We start from the raw sequence: 19,218 nt of genomic DNA, 5'->3' as shown, positions 1-19,218 counted from the left end.
ACATGCAAGAAGGGAGCGACATGGCGCATATCGCTTTGACCATCGCGGGATCCGACAGCGGCGGAGGGGCCGGCATTCAGGCCGACCTCAAGGCGATGTCGGCGCTGGGTGTGTTCGGTGCCAGTGTCATCACCGCCGTCACCGCCCAGAACACGCAGGCGGTCACCGCCGTGCATGGAATCCCGCTGGACGTGATCGCCGCGCAGATCGACGCGGTTCTGTCCGATCTGGACGTGCGCGCGGTCAAGATCGGCATGTTGGCCACGCCCGAAATCATCCAGACCGTCGCCGACGGCCTGTCCGGCTTTACCGGGCCCATCGTGCTGGACCCGGTGATGATCGCCAAATCGGGCGATGCCCTGCTGGCGCGTGAGGCGGTGCAGACGTTGCGCGAGGTGCTGCTGCCCCGCGCCACCGTCCTGACCCCGAACCTGCCCGAGGCGGCCTGCCTGCTGGATCAGATGGTTGCGGAGACCACAGACGAAATGACCGCGCAAGGCCATGCCCTGTGCGATCTGGGTGCGGGCGCGGTTCTGATGAAGGGCGGGCATGGCAAGGGCGATGTCTGCCGGGATCTGCTGGTATCTCAGGACGGGGTCGTCGCTCAGTTCGAGGCCGCGCGGGTGAACACGAAGAACACGCATGGCACGGGTTGCACCCTGTCTTCGTCCATCGCGGCCGGATTGGCCAGAGGGCTAGGGCTGGCGGATGCCGCGGCGCAGGCACATTCCTATCTGCAGGGCGCGATTGCGGCGGCGGACGGTCTTGCAGTCGGGCACGGGCATGGCCCCGTTCACCATTTCTATCGGGTTTGGGAGTCGTGACGGTCTGGTCCGTCATAGGTGCCGGGGTGGCCGGTCTGGCCGTGGCCTCGGAACTGGTCGCGCGGGGTGCGCAGGTACGGGTGTTTGACCCCGGCGGGCCTCCTGGGCCACATGGCTGTTCGTGGTGGGCCGGTGGCATGTTGGCGCCCTGGTGCGAATATGAGAATGCCGAGGAACCCGTGCTGCGACTGGGGCAACAGGCCATCGATTGGTGGGCAGCCCGCACTCCGGTCACGCGGCAAGGAACGCTGGTTGTGGCCAACATGCGAGACCTGCCCGACCTGCGCCGATTTGCCCGCCGGACTGAGGGGTTCACGCAGGTCGATCAAGCGAAAATTGCTGAATTAGAGCCTGATTTGCACGGTTTTTCCCAAGGCCTGTTCTTCGCAGATGAGGCCCATCTGGACCCTCGCCGTGCGCTGCAGGACCTGTATCGCGGCCTTCAGGATAAGGGCGTCGCATTCCATCGCAAGCTGGCTCCGTCGCGGCTGGACAACGCCATCGACTGCCGTGGCCTGCACGCGCGCGACATCCTTCACGACCTGCGCGGCGTGAAGGGGGAAATGCTGGTGATCCGCTGCCCCGACGTGACGCTGACCCGTCCCGTGCGGCTTCTACATCCTCGGATGCCGCTCTATGTCGTGCCGCGGGGCGAGGGCGTCTACATGCTGGGCGCCACGATGATCGAATCCGAGGACAGCAGCCGCATCACCGCGCGCTCGATACTGGAACTGCTCAGCGCGGCCTATGCGCTGAACCCGGCCTTCGGCGAGGCCGAAGTGCTGGAGATCGGCGTCGATCTGCGCCCGGCCTTTGCCGACAACCTGCCGCGCATCCGCCGGCTGGGCCGGACGATCTATGCCAACGGGCTGTATCGCCATGGCTACCTGCTGGCCCCGGCCTTGGCCCGGGGCGTGGCCGATCTGGCGCTAGAGAACACACATTCGGAGATGGTCGATGAAGATCGTGCTTAATGGCGAACCGCGCGAGGTGCGCGCCGAAACCCTTGGTGAATTGCTGGCGGAATGCGGCTTTTCCGGCCGCGTCGCCACCGCGGTGAACGAGGAATTCGTGCCCTCCAGCCTGCGCATCGCGCACAAACTGGCCGAGGGCGACCGGGTCGAGGTCGTCGCACCGATGCAGGGGGGCTGAGGATGAAAACGTTTTACGGCACCGAACTGCCCAACCCGCTGATGCTGGGCACCGCGCAATATCCCAGCCCGGCGATCCTGGAACAGGCCTTCCAAGCCAGCGGCGCGGGCGTGGCCACGGTGTCATTGCGGCGCGAGGGCGCGGGCGGGGCGGGTCAGGCGTTCTGGTCGATGATCCGCGATCTGGGCGTGCTGATCCTGCCCAACACCGCCGGCTGTCACACGGTCAAAGAGGCCGTCACCACCGCCCACATGGCGCGCGAGGTGTTCGACACACCGTGGATCAAGCTGGAACTGATCGGCCACACCGACAGCCTGCAGCCCGACGTGTTCCAACTGGTCGAGGCCGCGCGCATTCTGACCGACGAGGGGTTCCAGGTGTTTCCCTACACCACCGAAGACCTGATCGTGGCCGAGCGTCTGCTGGCCGCTGGATGTCAGGTTCTGATGCCCTGGGGAGCACCGATCGGGTCGGGGCGGGGTTTGAACAACGAATACGCCCTGCGCGCGATGCGGGCCGAGTTTCCCGACGTGCCGTTGGTGGTGGATGCGGGCATCGGCCTGCCCAGCCACGCCGCCCACGCGATGGAGCTGGGCTATGACGCGGTTCTGCTGAACACCGCCGTCGCCCGCGCAGGCGATCCGGTGGCGATGGCGCAGGCCATGGCGATGGCGGTGCAGGCCGGGCAATTGGCGCATCAGGCCGACCCGATCGAGCCGCGCGACATGGCCGAACCCTCGACCCCCGTGATCGGAAAGGCCTTCCTGTCATGACGCTCGACCGCTTCTATCCGATCTTCGATCACACCGACTGGCTGCGGCGGATGCTGCCCCTGGGCGTGAAATTGGTGCAGCTGCGCATCAAGGATCAGCCCGACGCGGTGGTGCGCGCGGAGATCGCCACCGCGCAGGCCCTGTGCCGCGACCACGGCGCGGTGCTGGTGGTGAACGACTATTGGCGGGCCGCCATCGACGCGGGCTGCGATTGGATCCACCTGGGGCAGGAGGACCTGGACGACGCCGAACTGCCCGCCATCCGCAAGGCCGGGCTGAAACTGGGCGTATCCACGCATGACGATGACGAGCTTGAACGCGTGTTGTCGATGGACCCGGACTATGTGGCACTGGGGCCGGTCTATCCGACCATCCTTAAAAAGATGAAATGGCACCAACAGGGCCTGCCGCGGGTGACCGAGTGGAAACGGCGCGTGGGTGACATCCCTCTGGTCGGCATCGGCGGTATGAGCGTCGAGCGCGCGCCGGGCGTGTTTCAGGCCGGGGCCGACATCGTCTCGGCCGTGACCGACATCACCCTGAACGCCGACCCCGAAGCGCGGGTGCGCCAGTGGATCGAGGTCACGCGATGAGCCGCTATACCCGCCAGATGATCCTGCCCGAGGTCGAGGCCGAGGGGCAGAACCGGCTTGCCCGCGCGCGGGTTTTGGTCGTCGGCGCCGGGGGGCTGGCCGCGCCCGCCCTGCCGCTGCTGGCCGGGGCTGGGGTGGGGCATCTGACCATCGTCGATCCCGATACGGTGGACCTGACGAACCTGCACCGCCAGACGCTGTTTGCCGAGTCCGATTGCGGCCGCCCCAAGGCCGAAGCGGCCGCCGAACGCTGCCGGGCACTGAACAGCGAGATTACCGTTGCAGCGCGAAAAGAGACTCTAACGCCTGCCAATGCCGCTGAATTGGTGGCCGAGGCCGATCTGGTTCTGGACTGCGCGGACAGTTACGCGGCCAGCTATACGTTGTCGGATACCTGCCTGGCGCAGGGCAAGCCGCTGATCAGCGCCTCGGTTTTGGGCCTGTCGGGTTATGTTGGCGGGTTCTGCGGCGGTGCGCCCTCCTTGCGCGCGGTTTTTCCCGACGCGCCGGACAATGGCGCCAGTTGTGCCACCGCGGGCGTTCTAGGCCCGGTCGTAGCGATGATCGGCGCGATGCAGGCGCAGATGGCGCTGGGCGTGATCCTGGGCCTCGAGCCTTCGCCGTTGGGCCAAATGGTGCAGGTGGACGGGCGCAGCTGTATCAGCAGCGGCTTTCGCTTTGACACCGCGCCGGAACCGGACGGCCATTTCCCCTTTGTTGCTCCCTCGCAACTGACCCCGAACGACCTGGTTGTCGATCTGCGCAGCGTCGATGAGGCCCCCCAGCCGATTCACCCCAACGCTCGCCGATTGACGGTCGAAGCGCTGAAAACAGATCCTAACAAAAGAAAATCGCTGGCCCTCTGCTGTGCCACCGGGCTGCGCGCCTGGCGCGCGGCAGAGGAACTCCACCCCCATTGGCCCGGCCGGATCGTTCTGGTCGCCGCCGCAACGTCGTGAAGCAAAAGGAAACGCAGACCATGAAGAAACTGATCGCCGCCCTTGCCTTGCTGGCCGCCGCGCCCGCCTGGGCGCAGGACAAGATGACCATTCTGCTGGACTGGTTCGTGAACCCCGACCACGGGCCGATCATCGTGGCGCAGGAAAACGGCTATTTCGCCGAACAGGGGCTTGAGGTCGAAATCGTTCCGCCCGCCGATCCGTCCGCCCCGCCGCGCCTTGTGGCCGCCGGTCAGGCCGATTTGGCCGTGTCCTACCAGCCGCAGCTGCACCTGCAGATCCACGAGGGCCTGCCGCTGAAACGGGTCGGGACGCTGGTCGCCACGCCGCTGAACTGCCTTCTGGTGCTCGAGGATGGACCGATCAACACGCTGGCCGATCTCAAGGGCAAGAAGATCGGCTTTTCGGTTGCCGGTGTCGAAGAGGCGATCCTGACCGCGATGCTGAACGCGCATGGCGTGTCGCTGGACGATATCGAGATGATCAACGTCAACTTCTCGCTGTCGCCGTCGCTGATGACCGGGCAGGTGGACGCCGTGATCGGCGCCTTCCGTAATTTCGAACTGAACCAGATGGATATCGAGGGCGTCCCGGGCCGCTGCTTCTACATCGAGGAAGAAGGCGTGCCGCCCTATGACGAGTTGATCTATGTCGCCAACCCCGAGACGATGGACAAGGACATGATTGCCCGCTTCCTGGCCGCCACTGAGAAGGCCACGCAGTACATCGTGAACAATCCGGAAAAAAGCTGGGAGATCTTCGCCGCCACCTCGCCCGAGTTGCAGGACGAACTGAACGCCCGCGCCTGGGTCGATACCCTGCCGCGTTTCGCACTGCGCCCGGCGAGTTTCGATGCCGGCCGCTATGCCCGGTTCGAGGCCTTTCTGAAAGAGTCCGGCATGATCGACAGCATCAACCCGGTCAGCGACATCACCATCGACGTGACCGCGCAATGAGCGAGTACGGCAAAGCCTTCGCACTGATGCGCGACGCGGCGCACGGGCCGTGGCGGGACTATACCCGCCACGCCTTTGTCGAGGGGCTGAAGGACGGCACCCTGCCGCGCGCGGCGTTCCTGCATTACCTGCGGCAGGATTACGTGTTCCTGATCCATTTCTCGCGCGCCTGGGCGCTGGCGGTGGTGAAATCGGAAACCCATACCGAAATGCTGGCCGCGTCGCGCACGGTGAACGGTCTGATCAGCGAAGAGATGCAGTTGCATATCGGCATTTGCAAGGCCGAGGGCATCAGCCAGGACGAGCTGTTCGCCACCCCCGAACGCCCCGAGAACCTGGCCTATACCCGCTATGTGCTCGAGGCCGGCTACAGCGGTGATCTGCTGGATCTGTTGGCGGCGCTGGCGCCCTGCGTGATGGGATATGGCGAGATCGGCACCCGGCTGGCGGCCGAGGCGACCTCGGACACCTATCGCGATTGGATCGATACCTATGCCGGGGACGACTACCAGGAAGCCTGCCGGGCCGTGGGTGAGTTGCTGGATTCGGCTCTGACACGACGGCTTGGGGCGGATTTCCGTACCACACCGCGTTGGGATCGCCTGTGCCAGACCTTCCGCACCGCGACCGAGCTCGAGGTGAATTTCTGGCAGATGGGTCTGACCCCATGACCCCTCCCCCCGATCTGATCCTCAGCGGACAGGCCAGCATCGACGGCGCGCCGCTGTTCGCACGGCTGACCCTGTCGCTGAAGGCGGGGCAGTGGACCTGTCTGCTGGGCGGATCGGGGGTCGGCAAGACCACGGTTCTGCGCCTGATCGCCGGGTTGGCGACGGGGGCCGAGTTCACCGGCGAGATCCGCGCCAGCGACGGGCTGCCGGTGGCCGAGCGCGTCGCCTACATGGCGCAGGACGATCTGCTGCTGCCTTGGGCCACGGTCGCGCAGAACGTGGCGCTGGGTGCCCGGTTGCGCGGCGAACGGATCGACGAGGACCGCCGCGCCCGGCTGATCGAACGGATGGGGTTGCGGGATCACATGACCAAGAAGCCCTCGGAACTGTCCGGCGGGCAGAGTCAGCGCGTGGCGCTGGCCCGCACCCTGATGGAGGACAAGCCGATCATCCTGTTGGACGAGCCGTTCTCGGCGCTGGATGCGCGCACCCGCGCTGACATGCAGGACCTGGCCGCCGAAGCGTTGCAGGGACGCACCGTCTTGCTGGTCACCCACGACCCGGCCGAGGCCGCGCGTCTGGGTCAGTCGATCATGGTGATGACGCGCCGTGGCCTGACCCCGTGTCAGCCGCCCCATGCGCCGGTGCCGCGCAAGGTGGACGATCTCGAGACGCTGGAAACGCAGGGGGCGCTTCTGAAGCTGCTGCGCGAGGAGGTGGAATGAAGACGCTCTCGGCCCTTGCCGCGACGCTGTTTGCGCTGGTCCTCTGGCAGGCGATCGTCACCCTGACCGGCCTGCCGAAATTCATCCTGCCTGGACCGGCGGTGGTGGCCGAGACCTGGTGGCAGAACCGCTGGCTGATCGCCGAGCACACCTGGATCACCGCCATCGAGGTGCTGATCGGCCTGGCCTTTGGAACGGTGCTGGGTGTCATAACGGCGCTGCAGCTGGCCAATTCCCGCGCCGCGCGGGTGCTGGTGCAGCCGATGCTTGTGTTCACCCAGGCACTGCCGGTCTTTGCGCTGGCGCCATTGCTGACCCTGTGGCTGGGCTATGGGCTGTGGTCCAAGGTCGCGATGGCCGTGCTGATCATCTATTTCCCCATCACCGCGTCGTTTTTCGACGGGCTGATGCGCACGCCGCCCGGCTATCTGGACCTGGCCCGCACCATGCAAGCCAGCCCACGCAGCGTGTTGTGGCATATCCGCATCCCGGCAGCGCTGCCCTCGCTGGCCTCGGGGATGCGGCTGGCGGCGGTCTATGCCCCGATCGGGGCCGTGATCGGCGAATGGGTCGGCTCGTCTCAGGGGTTGGGATACCTGATGCTGCTGGCCAATGGCCGCGCCAAGACCGACCTGATGTTCGCCGCGATGCTGACGCTGGGGGTGTTCTCGATCCTGCTGCATCTGGTTGTGCGCCGCGCCACAGCCCGCATGGCCGGTGAGGCGCGTTAACCATTCGGAAACCGATTCTGCGGCAATCATGGGCGCATGACCAAGGACGCCTTTGCCGAAGCCCCATCGCTGTTCGAAAGTGACGAAGCGCCGGTCACGCCGCTGCCCACGGGTCGTCTGCCCTCGTATATCAAGGACCACCGCAAGCGCCTGCGCGAACGGTTCATGTCGGGTGGCGCGGGGGCGATGCCGGATTACGAGCTGCTGGAACTGGTCCTGTTCCGCTCGATCCCCCGGCAGGACGTGAAGCCGCTAGCGCGGCGGTTGCTGGATACGTTCGGTGATTTCAACCGGGTGCTGACCGCCCCGGTCGAGCGTCTGCGCCAGATCAAGGGCGTGGGCGATACCGTCATCACCGACCTCAAGATCCTCGAGGCCTGCGCCCATCGCATGGCCCGCGCCCGGGTGATGCAGCGGCATGTGATCTCCAGCTGGGACGCGTTGCTGGACTATTGCCACACCACCATGGCCCATCGCGAGATCGAGCAGTTCCGCGTGTTCTACCTGGACCGCAAGAACGTGCTGATCGCGGATGAGGAGCAGGCCAAGGGCACCGTCGATCACGTACCCGTCTACCCGCGCGAGGTCGCCAAACGCGCGCTGGAGCTGAACGCCTCGGCGCTGATCTTGGTGCACAACCACCCGTCGGGCGACCCGACGCCGTCGCAGTCGGATATCGACATGACCAACCGCATCAACGATGCCTGCGCCGCACTTGGGCTGACCTTGCACGACCACCTGATCATCGGGAAATCGACCGAACTGAGCTTCCGGTCAGAAGGTTATCTCTAACCGCTAGCGCACCCAGACTTCGACGCGACGGTTGGCCTTGCGGCCCCAGTCGGTGTCGTCGCAGGCCAGGGGCATTGCCTCTCCGAACCCCTCGACCGAGATGTCGACGGAGTCGGGCACCGATGTCTGCACCGCCGCCAGAACCGCGTTGCGCACGGTCTGCGCCCGGCGCAGGGCGATCCGGGCATTGGACTCGGCCGGTCCGTCTCCGTCGCTGAAGCCGACGAAGACCAGCTTGCGCCCGTCATATTGGCCGGCCTCCAGCGCCTGCGCCAATTGCTGGATGTTCGACCGTGACTGTGCGTCCGGCCGCGACGATCCCGGCTCGAACCGGAACGATAGCGACAGGCGCGAGAGGGGGCGCAGGGTTTCGACCATGCGTTGCAGCTCCTGCAGCCCCACTTCGGACCCGCCCGAAGTGATGGCATTGGCCAGCCGGTCCCCCTGCAGCCCGATCTGAACGGCCTCGTGCGATTGGTCGGTGAACCCGGCTTTGCGGATCACCATCTGCGCCTCGGGACCCAGGGCATAGGCCAGAAACTGTCGGGCGATCTTGGGCAGGCGCCGCTGTGGCAGATACAGGAACATCGGTAGGGTCAGGGGGTAGTCCTCGGTCTTGATGGCCGGGCGGGTGGCCCGCATCGCGTGACCGCAGCCCCCCGCCAGCGGCAGGGCGCGCAACCCGCGGACCTGGGCCAAGGTGGCGATTCCGATGGCAAAGGGATCGCGCGCGATGGCCGCGACCAGATCGCTGCCCCGTGCATGGCGGATCGCGGTGTCGGCGGGTTGTGCCTGGGCGGGTTGTAACAGCTGGTCCTGCACGGCCTGCGCCAGGCCTGATCCCGCATCGGGCAGATGCAGGGAAATCGGCGCGTCCGGGCCGCCGAGTTCGGCCCAGTTGGTCACCGCGCCGCTGAACACGCGTGCCAAGTCCGCCGGCGAGATCTGCGTCAACGGATTGTCCGGTGCCACCACCGGCACGAGCGCGTCCAGCGCCACCACCCGCGAGCGGCGCGGCCGGGTCAGGTCGCCAAGACCGGCATCACGGGCCGCGGCGATCTCGGGCGCGCGGATCTCGCGCAGCGCCAAGGCGATGTCGGTTTCATCGGCGATCAGATCGGCAAACGCCTGGCCGGTAGGGGTGGCGTGTAGCGTAAATCGGGCCATGGGCGCATCGCGTCCGGCCCGATGCAGGGCCAGTTGAAACCGGTCGGCGCCAAGGTCGGAGCGTATCAGCATCAGCCCTTCGCGTTCGGCAAAGCCTTCGATCAGCGCAGGAAACAGAGTTTCGGCCATCACCGGGGCGCCCGAAAGGTGCAGTTCGGTGACGAAATCGGTCAGGTTGGGGCAGGCCGGGCCATCGCAGGTCACCCCCGAGCCGTCCACCGTCAGCTCTCCGAACCGGGTCCCGACGCGGTAGAACTCGCCGTCATATCCCAGAAGGGTGCCCGTGATCTCGACCTGACCGTCATGCGAGGTCAGTGTGATGTCTTGTGCCAGGGCGCCCGATACACCCGTGAACAGCGACACCGCCGTCACCGCCGCGCGAAGAAATGTCATTAATCCCGTTGACCCGCCTGCCGATTAGTTTGCGGCGATTTTCAGGTCTTGGAACAGATTATTCAACACCAGAAAATCCTGCCCGCTGTCGCAGGCGGGTAGAACAAGCGACAATTCGCGGGACCGCAGTTCCTGGTCGCTCAGCAGCTCGAGCGATTGCATGCTCAGCTCCTGCCCGCAGTTCGCGGGGGTGATTTCAGCCTCGACGGTCAGAGCGACTGATCCGTCGGTTCCGTTGCCGTTCTTGGGAATCGAGTAGATTTCGACCTTGCGGCCGCCGCCGGTGCCATAGTGCTCCACCCGGCCTGTGCCTTGCGCTTCCGCGTTCGACCAGACATGCCCGGCTTCGCCATACGACGCACCGAATTCCAGCGCATGCAGCTGCAGCTCGGTGCTGCCCGACCATTGAAGGGCCACACGGTCGAATCCGGCGATTTCGGGCACATGGGTGGTGGCCACCGTGCCCAGCTTGTCATCGAACGAGATCAGGAAAATCGCGTACTCGGCCAGAACGGGGATGGTCAGATCCAGCCGCCCGTCCTGATCGGTCTGTCCGGTGAAGACCATGCCGCTGTGCAGCAGTTCGATTGTCTGGTTCGGATGGCATGGCGCCGTCACGACGACATGGGCGGAAGCCAGTGGCACGGTCGTCGCCCGGGCACGCAGCCCGCAATCGGCCGCGGCGGTCGCGTCGGCGGGGGCAGGGCGCGCGGTGTCCGGGGTTGGGGTGTCTCCGGTGGCCGGAGAGGCGGAGGTCAGGACGATGTCCTCGAGCCCGGCGATCATCGTACTTTCGGCAACAGCAGTCTGGCCCGCAGAGGGGGATGCGGCCGACTGCGCCGCCGGGCCGTACTGCATCAGATACCCGATGGCCAGCGCGCACGCGACCGTACCGCCGGTGGTCACATAGTTTCGAATCACGAACAAGACACCCTCCCCAGTTGAAGGAGCAAAGGAGACTGTCGTTAAAGATCGCGGCCAATCTGTGGCCGCGACGCGGAGTCATTGTGTCGGAAATTGGGCCGGGTCAGACCAGCCGGCCATGGCAATGCTTGAACTTCTTGCCCGATCCGCAGGGACATTGATCGTTGCGCGAGGGATTGCCCCAGGTTGACGGGTCGTCCTCGACGAAGCCGGGGCGCGCATCGCCCGAGGCCTTGGCTTCGGCCACCGCTTCGGCCCGTTCGGCGGCCTTCTGGATCTGGGCCTGCTGCGCCTGCATCTGGGCCAGCATCTCGCGCTGCTCTTCCTCGCTCAGCGGGCGCACACGTGCCAGATGTTGGGTCACCGTCTCGCGCATGCCGTCCAGCATGTTCTCGAACAGCTGGAACGCCTCGGTCTTGTATTCGTTCAGCGGGTCGCGCTGGGCATAGCTGCGGAACCCGATGACCGAGCGCAGATGCTCCAGCGTCAGCAGGTGTTCGCGCCATTTGCTGTCGATGGTCTGCAACAGAACCTGCTTTTCGATGTTGCGCATGTTCTCGGGGCCGAAGGCGACGGCCTTCTGGGCCATCATCTCGTCGGCGGCCTTGATCAGGCGCTCACGGATGGCTTCATCGTCCACGCCTTCTTCGGCGGCCCAGTCCTGAACCGGGGCATCCATGTTCAGCTTGTCCTTGACCGCCGCGTGCAGCCCCTCGGTATCCCATTGGTCGGCATAGCTCTTGGGCGGCATATACTGGTCGATCAGGTCGTCGATCACCTGCTCGCGCATGTCTGACACGATGTCGGATAGATCGTCGGAGGACATGATCTCGCGGCGCTGGCTGAAGATCACCTTGCGCTGATCGTTCATAACGTCGTCGAACTTGAGGACGTTCTTGCGCATGTCGAAGTTGCGGGCTTCGACCTTGGCCTGCGCGCGCTCCAGCGATTTGTTCACCCAAGGGTGCACGATCGCCTCGCCTTCTTTCATGCCCAGCGTGGTCAGAACCTTGTCCAGCCGTTCCGAGCCGAAGATGCGCATCAGGTCGTCTTCCAGGCTGAGGAAGAACACGGTGCGGCCCGGGTCGCCCTGACGGCCCGAGCGGCCGCGCAGCTGATTGTCGATGCGGCGGCTTTCATGGCGTTCCGAGGCCAGAACGAACAAACCTCCGGCCTCCAGCACCTTCTGCTTTTCCTCGGCGTGGCGAGATTCTTCCCGGGCACGCAGTTCCGCCGGGTCGGCGTCGGGGTTCTCGGCCAGCGCCTGCATCACGCTCATTTCCACGTTGCCGCCCAGCTGGATGTCGGTGCCGCGGCCAGCCATGTTGGTGGCGATGGTCACCGCGCCCAGACGTCCGGCCTCGGCCACGATCTGGGCCTCCTGCTCGTGCTGGCGGGCGTTCAGGACGTTGTGCTTGATGCCTTCCTTGGTCAGCATCTGGCTGAGCATCTCGGACTTCTCGATCGAGGTCGTGCCAACCAGAACCGGCTGGCCCTTGGCGTTGGCTTTCTTGATCTCTTCGATCATGGCCGCGTATTTCTCGGCCGCGGTGCGATAGACCTGATCATCCTCGTCCACGCGAGCGATCGGCTTGTTGGTCGGAATCTCGACAACGCCCAGGCCATAGATCTCGGCGAATTCCTCAGCCTCGGTCAGGGCGGTGCCGGTCATGCCGGCCAGCTTGTCGTACAGGCGGAAATAGTTCTGGAAGGTCACGCTGGCCAGGGTCACGTTCTCGGGCTGGATCGGCACCCCTTCCTTGGCCTCAATCGCCTGGTGCAGACCTTCGGACAGGCGGCGGCCCGGCATCATGCGCCCGGTGAATTCGTCGATCAGAACCACGTTGCCGTCGCGGACGATGTAGTCCTTGTCGCGCTGGAACAGCTTGTGCGCGCGCAGGCCCTGGTTGACGTGGTGCACCACCGTGGTGCTTTCGGGGTCGTACAGCGACTGGCCCTCGGGCAGCAGGCCGCGGGCCTGCAGCTGTTCTTCCAGGAACTCGTTGCCTTCATCTGTGAACGTCACGCTGCGGGATTTTTCGTCGATCGTATAATGATCTTCCTGCAGCTCGGGGATCAGCGCGTCGATGGCGGTGTACAGATCCGACCGGTCCTGCGACGGCCCCGAGATGATCAGCGGCGTGCGCGCCTCGTCGATCAGGATCGAGTCGACCTCGTCCACGATCGCGAAATTGTGGTACTTCTGGTAGACGTCCGCCAGGTCCGACTTCATGTTGTCGCGCAGATAGTCGAAGCCCAGCTCGTTGTTGGTGGCATAGGTGATGTCGCAGGCATAGGCGGCCTTTTTCTCGGCATCGGGCTGACCCGACCAGATCACACCGGTCGTCATGCCGAGGGCGCCGAACACCTTGCCCATCCATTCGGCGTCGCGCTTGGCCAGGTATTCGTTGACCGTGACCACATGCACGCCCTTGCCGGTCAGTGCGTTCAGATAGGCGGGGAAGGTGGCGACCAAAGTCTTGCCTTCGCCCGTTTTCATCTCGGCGATGTTGCCCTGATGCAGGAAGATACCGCCCAGAAGCTGCACGTCGAAGGCCCGCAGACCCAGAGCCCGTTTTGCGCCCTCGCGGACGTTGGCGAAGGCTTCGGGCAGCAGGTCGTCCAGACTCTCTCCCTCCTTGGCGCGTTTGCGCAACTCGTCGGTCTTGGCCTTCAGATCGTCATCCGAGAGCTTCTCGAACTCCGGCTCCAGCGCGTTGATCTTTTCGACCAGCGGGCGGGTTGCCTTGATCTTGCGGTCGTTCGGTGTTCCGAACACCTTTTTGGCAAGCGTACCGAGTCCCAGCATGTTCACTCCAGCGGATCTTTTCTTGTCTTGGTTGCGACAGGCTTGCCCACCTTGCGCGCAACCCATAGATAGCTGGGAGGAAAGATGGTCCTGTCAAAGGCTTCAAGCGATGTAAGCGGCAGGTTCCAGAGTGTCAACGCCACGCCCTGTCGCGGCCAGAATATAGGATGAATTCATGCCCAAAGGTCTCACTTTTCTGCCATCGCTGGCGCTTGCGGCCATGATGGCCCTGCCGGTTGCCGCCGAAACCGAACCTTCGGCCGACACGGTTGTGGCGCGCGTCAACGGCGACGAGATCACTTTGGGCCATGTCATCGCCACCGCGGCCAGCTTGCCGCCGCAATATCAGCAGCTGGATGACGAGGTGCTGTACCAGTTCATCGTCGAGCAGCTGATCCAGCAGCAGCTGCTGAGCCAAGAGCAGGAAGACCTGACCCGCCTGAACGCGCTGATGCTGGAAAACGAGGCGCGCTCGCTGAAGGCGGTGCAGACGGTGAACCAGATCACCGATGCCCAGGTGACCGACGACGCGATCCAGGCCGCCTATGACGCGCAGTTCGCCGAGTTCCAGGGCGAGGACGAGTTCAACGCCAGCCACATCCTTGTTGCGACCGAGGACGAGGCCAAAGAGATCAAAGCGCAACTGGATGACGGCGCCGATTTTGCCGAGCTGGCCAAGGAGAAATCCACCGGTCCGTCCGGTCCCAATGGTGGCGCGCTGGGCTGGTTCGGCAAGGGCCAGATGGTGCCCGAGTTCGAACAGGCCGTGATCGGGCTGGAAAAAGGTCAGGTTTCGGACCCGGTGCAGACCCAGTTCGGATGGCATGTCGTGATTCTGAACGACAAACGCAAATCCGAAGCGCCCGAGCTGGCCGAGGTGCGCGACGAGCTGGCCCAGTCCGTCCGTCAGGAGGCCATTCAGGCCAGGATTGACGAGCTGACCCAGGCGGGCAGCGTCGAGCGCCCCGATGTCGAGGGCCTGACCCCGGACGTGGTCCGCAAGCTGGACCTGGTTCAGGAGTAAACCCCAGTGGCCAAGATCACCAAGGTGTCTCCGCTGGCCCCCGCGGCCTTTCCTGATCTGCCGGTTGTCGACGGTGTGCGATTCGCCACGGTCGCCGCCGGGGTGCGGTATCAGGGCCGCACTGACGTGATGCTGGCGGTGCTCGATCCGGGCACCGCGGTGGCGGGGGTATTCACCCGCTCGGCCACCCGTGCGGCGCCGGTGCTGGATTGCCAGGACAAGATCGGCGGACCCAGCGACGGGCCGGCGGCGATCCTGGTGAACTCGGGCAACGCCAACGCCTTTACCGGGCAGTACGGGCAGGCGTCGGTCGAGCAGATCACCGAAGCCGTGGCGCAGGCGACCGGTGTGGCGCAGAGCCGCGTGTTCACCTCGTCCACAGGGGTGATCGGCGAGCCGCTGCCGCATGACCGGATCGTGGCCCGGCTGGACGAACTGACCGCCGGCCTGCGCGCCGACGCGCTGGAAGAGGCGGCGCGGGCGATCATGACCACCGACACCTTCCCCAAAGGCGCCAGCGCGCAGGTGGAGATTGACGGCAAAACAGTCTCTATTGCGGGGATTGCCAAAGGGTCGGGCATGATCGCGCCCGACATGGCGACGATGCTGGTCTATATCTTCACCGACGCGAAGATCGAGCAACCGGCGCTGCAACGGTTGCTGGCCGAGCAGACCGACCGGACCTTCAACTGCATCACCGTGGACAGCGACACCTCGACCTCGGACAGCCTGCTGCTGTGCGCGACGGGCGCGTCAGGGGTGGAGGCCACCGGCAATGCCGATTTCGCGCGGGCGCTGGAATCGGTGATGCTGGACCTGGCGCATCAGGTGGTGAAGGACGGCGAAGGCGCCACCAAATTCGTCGAGATCCGCGTGACCGGCGCCGCCTCGGACGCCGATGCCAAGGTCCACGGTATGGCCATCGCCAATTCACCGCTGGTCAAGACCGCCATCGCGGGCGAGGACCCGAACTGGGGCCGTGTCGTCATGGCGATCGGCAAATCCGGCGCGGCGGCCGATCGCGACACGCTCAGCATTTCCTTCGGCGATATCCTCGTGGCCGAAAACGGCTGGGTCAGCCCCAGTTACCGCGAAGAAGACGCCGCCGCCTACATGAAGGGCCGGGAACTGGTGATCGCGGTCGATCTGGGGCTGGGCGCGGGCAAGGCCACTGTCTGGACCTGCGACCTGACGCACGGGTACATCGAGATCAACGCGGACTACCGGTCGTGACATCAGAGCAATTCCAGCAGAAGTGGAGCCCGGTTTTGCGTCAGGGACTGCGACAATGAAAACGGTTCTCGTCTCTGCCGTCGCCTTGATCGACGTGGATGGGCGGGTGCTGCTGGCGCAGCGCCCGGAGGGTAAGTCCATGGCCGGGCTGTGGGAATTTCCCGGCGGCAAGATCGAGCCGGGTGAAACCCCCGAGGCCGCCCTGATCCGCGAATTGCACGAGGAACTGGGCATCGACACGTGGGCCTCGTGCCTGGCGCCGCTGACCTTTGCCAGCCACAGCTATGACGATTTCCACCTGCTGATGCCTCTGTTCGCATGCCGTAAATGGCAGGGCATTCCGCAGTCAAAAGAAGGGCAGGCGCTGAAATGGGTGCGCGCGAACGACCTGCGCAACTATCCGATGCCGGCGGCAGATGTTCCACTGATCCCGATCCTGCGGGATTGGCTGTAACAATTCGTAAGATTCCGGAAAACATCACGAAAAAGTTGACGCTGATCGTCCTCCTTGTCCTTAATCGGGGCAGCGGCGCGCGGGTCTGACCCGGCGACGTCGTTCCGGCCCAAACCGGGGTCGGATGGGGAGGAGAGATAGAATTGGCTCAGACGCAGTCGGGCGCCGAGGGGATGCACTCCCTTCCGGCGCTGCTACACCGCAATGCGACGCAGTTCGGGGATGCCCCGGCCTACCGCGAAAAGGAATTCGGGATCTGGCAGTGCTGGACCTGGGCGGAAACAGCCGCCGAGATTCGTGCGCTGGCTCTGGGTTTCCTGGAGCTTGGCGTTGAAAAGGGCGACCATATCGCCGTGATCGGGCGCAACCGCCCGGCGCATTACTGGTCGATGGTCGCGGCCCAGATGGTGGGCGCGGTGCCGGTGCCGCTGTATCAGGACTCGGTCGCAGAAGAGATGGCCTATGTGCTGGAGCACTGCGGCGCGAAATACGTGGTCTGCGGCGACCAGGAACAGGTCGACAAGGTCATCGAGATCCAGCAGGACCTGCACCAGGTCAAGCACATCCTGTACACAGACAAGCGCGGCATGCGGAAATACGACCACAGCCAGATGAACGCGCTGAGCGACATCATGGCCGAGGGGCGCGCCGGGCATCACCGGTTCGATGCCGAGCTGGACCGCCGCATCGCCGAGATCACCTATGACGACACCTGCGTGATGCTCTACACCTCGGGCACCACGGGCAAGCCCAAAGGCGTGGTTCTGTCGAACCGCAACGTGATCGAGAGCGCAAAGAACTCGGCCGAGTTCGACCACCTGACCCGGAACGAGGATATCCTGTCCTATCTGCCGATGGCCTGGGTGGGAGACTTCATCTTCTCGATCGGTCAGGCCTATTGGTGCGGCTTCTGCGTGAACTGCCCCGAAAGCGCCGACACGATGATGACCGACCTGCGCGAGATCGGGCCGACCTACTTCTTCGCGCCGCCGCGGGTGTTCGAGACCCAGTTGACCAACGTGATGATCCGGATGGAGGATGCCAGCCCGATGAAGCAGCGGATGTTCCGCTATTTCATGGATCACGCCAAGAAGGTCGGTGGACGCATCCTGGACGGCAAGCCGGTCAGTTTCATGGACCGTTTGAAATACGCGATCGGCAACGTGCTGGTCTATGGGCCGCTCAAGGATACGCTGGGCTATAGCCGCATTCGCGTGGGATACACCGCGGGCGAGGCGATCGGGCCCGAAATCTTCGAGTTCTACCGCTCGCTGGGGATCAACCTCAAACAGCTTTATGGCCAGACCGAGGCGACGGTGTTCATCACCGTCCAGCCCGACGGCGAGGTTCGGGCCGACACGGTGGGCGTCCCGGCCCCCGATGTCGAGCTTAAGATCGCCGAGAATGGCGAGATCTTCTATCGCTCGCCCGGCGTGTTCGTCGAATATTTCAAGAACCCCGAATCCACCGCCTCGACCAAGGACCCCGAAGGTTGGGTGGCCACGGGCGACGCGGGCTTCATCGAGGAAAGCAGCGGCCACCTGCGGATCATCGACCGCGCCAAGGACGTGGGCAAGATGGCCGATGGCTCGATGTTTGCGCCGAAATATGTCGAGAACAAGCTGAAGTTCTATCCCGACATCCTCGAAGCGGTGCTGTTCGGCAATGGTCGCGACCGTTGCGTGGCGTTCATCAACATAGACCTGACGGCGGTGGGCAATTGGGCCGAGCGCAACAACATCGCCTATGCCTCGTACCAGGAACTGGCGGGCCATACGCGGGTGCTGGAGACGATCCGCAGCCACGTGGAAGAGGTCAACAAGTCGGTTGCCGCCGACGAGATGCTGTCGGGTTGCCAGGTGCACCGGTTCGTGGTGCTGCACAAGGAACTGGACCCCGATGATGGCGAGATCACCCGCACCCGAAAGGTGCGCCGCAAGTTCGTCGAGGACAAATACGCCGACATCATCGCCGCGCTCTATGACGGGTCCGAGACGGTCTCGACCACGACCGAGGTGACCTATGAGGACGGACGCAAGGGATCCATCAGCGCCACGCTGCAGATCGTCGACGTGCCGGTCGCGCCGGTGTCGCATCAGAAGGTGGCCGCGGAATGAGGCCGGTCGCGCGCCGCTCGGCCTGCGGCCATCGCCCCGCCCGCCGTCCCGTTCACCCGCAGTTTGAGGAGTAGACGATGCTGGATGCATCCGATGACGGATATGTCACCGAGGATGGCCGCAAGATTGGCGGCGTGGTGATGGAGATGAAGAACATCACCCTGCGGTTCGGCGGCGTGGTGGCTATCAAGGACATCTCGTTCGACATTCGCCAGGGCGAGATCCGCGCGATCATCGGGCCCAACGGTGCGGGCAAGTCCTCGATGCTGAACGTGATTTCCGGCTTCTACGTCCCGCAGGAGGGCGAGGTCTGGTTCCACGGGGCGAAGCGCCCGCCGATGAAACCCTATGAGGTGGCCCGGCAGGGCATCGCCCGGACCTTTCAGAACATCGCCCTGTTTGAAGGCATGAGCGTTCTGGACAACGTGATGACAGGCCGCCTGAATTTCATGAAGACCAACATCGTGCAGCAGGCGATCTGGCGCGGCAATGCCGAGGCGGAAGAGGTGGAAAACCGCGAGGCGGTGGAAAAGATCATCGACTTTCTGGAAATCCAGCACATCCGCAAGACACCGGTGGCGCGGCTGCCCTATGGCCTGAAGAAACGCGTCGAGTTGGCCCGCGCACTGGCCGCCGAACCCAAGCTGCTGCTGCTGGACGAGCCGATGGCGGGCATGAACGTCGAGGAGAAAGAGGACATGAGCCGCTTTATCCTGGATGTGAACGACGAATTCGGCACGACCATTGCCCTGATCGAGCATGACATGGGCGTGGTGATGGACTTGAGCGACCGCGTGGTCGTGATGGATTACGGCAAGAAGATCGGGGACGGCACGCCGGACGAGGTGCGCAACAACCAGGAAGTCATCGACGCCTATCTGGGGGTCAGCCATGACTGAGCACCGTACGAACTTGAGGGGA

19 protein-coding genes are annotated in these 19,218 nt (G+C 64.6%); 16 read left to right on the top strand and 3 right to left on the bottom strand.

What is annotated here, in order from left to right:
* Nucleotides 1–20 precede the first annotated feature (20 nt).
* From thiD to radC, 11 genes are read left to right on the top strand one after another with little or no spacing between them, the layout of a single operon-like run.
* Nucleotides 21–824 (top strand): bifunctional hydroxymethylpyrimidine kinase/phosphomethylpyrimidine kinase, encoded by an 804-nt coding sequence (gene thiD / locus AC2FMD_RS14455; RefSeq protein ID WP_496742934.1) that lies wholly within the window; start codon nt 21–23, stop codon nt 822–824.
* The gene (locus tag AC2FMD_RS14450) at nt 821–1,798 is read left to right on the top strand and encodes an FAD-dependent oxidoreductase (protein WP_496742932.1); all 978 of its coding nucleotides are present in this window, start codon (nt 821–823) and stop codon (nt 1,796–1,798) included. Before thiD ends, AC2FMD_RS14450 begins: the two co-directional genes overlap by 4 nt.
* Entirely contained in the window at nt 1,782–1,976 is a 195-nt protein-coding gene (gene thiS, locus AC2FMD_RS14445) for a sulfur carrier protein ThiS (protein ID WP_170342698.1), read from the top strand. The genes AC2FMD_RS14450 and thiS overlap by 17 nt, the downstream gene beginning before the upstream one ends.
* Nucleotides 1,977–1,978: 2 nt before the next feature.
* Entirely contained in the window at nt 1,979–2,749 is a 771-nt protein-coding gene (locus AC2FMD_RS14440) for a thiazole synthase (RefSeq protein ID WP_496742930.1), read from the top strand.
* Nucleotides 2,746–3,342: a thiamine phosphate synthase gene (locus AC2FMD_RS14435; RefSeq protein WP_496742928.1), complete on the top strand. Its 597-nt coding sequence runs from the start codon at nt 2,746–2,748 to the stop codon at nt 3,340–3,342. The genes AC2FMD_RS14440 and AC2FMD_RS14435 overlap by 4 nt, the downstream gene beginning before the upstream one ends.
* Nucleotides 3,339–4,301 carry a ThiF family adenylyltransferase gene (locus tag AC2FMD_RS14430; protein ID WP_496742927.1) on the top strand — a complete coding sequence of 321 codons (963 nt, stop codon included), beginning with the start codon at nt 3,339–3,341 and terminating at the stop codon, nt 4,299–4,301. Before AC2FMD_RS14435 ends, AC2FMD_RS14430 begins: the two co-directional genes overlap by 4 nt.
* A 20-nt stretch (nt 4,302–4,321) precedes the next feature.
* Nucleotides 4,322–5,257, top strand: a complete 936-nt coding sequence (locus tag AC2FMD_RS14425) for an ABC transporter substrate-binding protein (RefSeq protein ID WP_496742925.1) — start codon at nt 4,322–4,324, stop codon at nt 5,255–5,257.
* Nucleotides 5,254–5,928 carry a thiaminase II gene (tenA, locus tag AC2FMD_RS14420; RefSeq protein ID WP_496742923.1) on the top strand — a complete coding sequence of 225 codons (675 nt, stop codon included), beginning with the start codon at nt 5,254–5,256 and terminating at the stop codon, nt 5,926–5,928. The genes AC2FMD_RS14425 and tenA overlap by 4 nt, the downstream gene beginning before the upstream one ends.
* Complete coding sequence (locus AC2FMD_RS14415; protein WP_496742922.1) at nt 5,925–6,653, top strand: ABC transporter ATP-binding protein; 729 nt, start codon at nt 5,925–5,927, stop codon at nt 6,651–6,653. Before tenA ends, AC2FMD_RS14415 begins: the two co-directional genes overlap by 4 nt.
* Nucleotides 6,650–7,384 carry an ABC transporter permease gene (locus tag AC2FMD_RS14410; RefSeq protein WP_496710996.1) on the top strand — a complete coding sequence of 245 codons (735 nt, stop codon included), beginning with the start codon at nt 6,650–6,652 and terminating at the stop codon, nt 7,382–7,384. The genes AC2FMD_RS14415 and AC2FMD_RS14410 overlap by 4 nt, the downstream gene beginning before the upstream one ends.
* Nucleotides 7,385–7,420: 36 nt before the next feature.
* Complete coding sequence (radC, locus tag AC2FMD_RS14405; RefSeq protein WP_170457055.1) at nt 7,421–8,176, top strand: RadC family protein; 756 nt, start codon at nt 7,421–7,423, stop codon at nt 8,174–8,176.
* 3 nt (nt 8,177–8,179) lie between these two features.
* On the opposite strand, the gene AC2FMD_RS14400 is transcribed toward radC, so the two are convergent.
* The 3 genes from AC2FMD_RS14400 to secA all read right to left on the bottom strand — a co-directional run bounded on the left by AC2FMD_RS14400 (nt 8,180) and on the right by secA (nt 13,469).
* Nucleotides 8,180–9,736 carry a phosphate ABC transporter substrate-binding/OmpA family protein gene (locus AC2FMD_RS14400; protein ID WP_496710995.1) on the bottom strand — a complete coding sequence of 519 codons (1,557 nt, stop codon included), beginning with the start codon at nt 9,734–9,736 and terminating at the stop codon, nt 8,180–8,182.
* A 24-nt stretch (nt 9,737–9,760) separates the two neighbouring features.
* Nucleotides 9,761–10,657, bottom strand: a complete 897-nt coding sequence (locus tag AC2FMD_RS14395) for a hypothetical protein (protein ID WP_496795166.1) — start codon at nt 10,655–10,657, stop codon at nt 9,761–9,763.
* 106 nt (nt 10,658–10,763) lie between these two features.
* Nucleotides 10,764–13,469: a preprotein translocase subunit SecA gene (gene secA, locus AC2FMD_RS14390; RefSeq protein WP_496681025.1), complete on the bottom strand. Its 2,706-nt coding sequence runs from the start codon at nt 13,467–13,469 to the stop codon at nt 10,764–10,766.
* Between the two features lie 175 nt (nt 13,470–13,644).
* On the opposite strand from secA, the gene AC2FMD_RS14385 reads away from it, so the two are divergent.
* From AC2FMD_RS14385 to AC2FMD_RS14365, 5 genes are all read left to right on the top strand, one after another.
* Complete coding sequence (locus AC2FMD_RS14385) at nt 13,645–14,493, top strand: peptidylprolyl isomerase (protein WP_496710993.1); 849 nt, start codon at nt 13,645–13,647, stop codon at nt 14,491–14,493.
* 6 nt (nt 14,494–14,499) lie between these two features.
* Nucleotides 14,500–15,726, top strand: a complete 1,227-nt coding sequence (gene argJ / locus AC2FMD_RS14380; protein WP_496795147.1) for a bifunctional glutamate N-acetyltransferase/amino-acid acetyltransferase ArgJ — start codon at nt 14,500–14,502, stop codon at nt 15,724–15,726.
* A gap of 55 nt (nt 15,727–15,781) precedes the next feature.
* Nucleotides 15,782–16,180 (top strand): 8-oxo-dGTP diphosphatase MutT, encoded by a 399-nt coding sequence (gene mutT / locus AC2FMD_RS14375; RefSeq protein WP_496681018.1) that lies wholly within the window; start codon nt 15,782–15,784, stop codon nt 16,178–16,180.
* Nucleotides 16,181–16,353: 173 nt separating this feature from the next.
* Complete coding sequence (locus tag AC2FMD_RS14370; protein WP_496742940.1) at nt 16,354–18,297, top strand: AMP-binding protein; 1,944 nt, start codon at nt 16,354–16,356, stop codon at nt 18,295–18,297.
* Nucleotides 18,298–18,374: 77 nt separating this feature from the next.
* Complete coding sequence (locus AC2FMD_RS14365; RefSeq protein ID WP_496742914.1) at nt 18,375–19,196, top strand: ABC transporter ATP-binding protein; 822 nt, start codon at nt 18,375–18,377, stop codon at nt 19,194–19,196.
* Nucleotides 19,197–19,218 lie beyond the last annotated feature (22 nt).

The organism is Ruegeria sp. BHSC276 (genome assembly GCF_059612945.1).
This window is presented reverse-complemented; position numbering and strand designations above follow the sequence as displayed.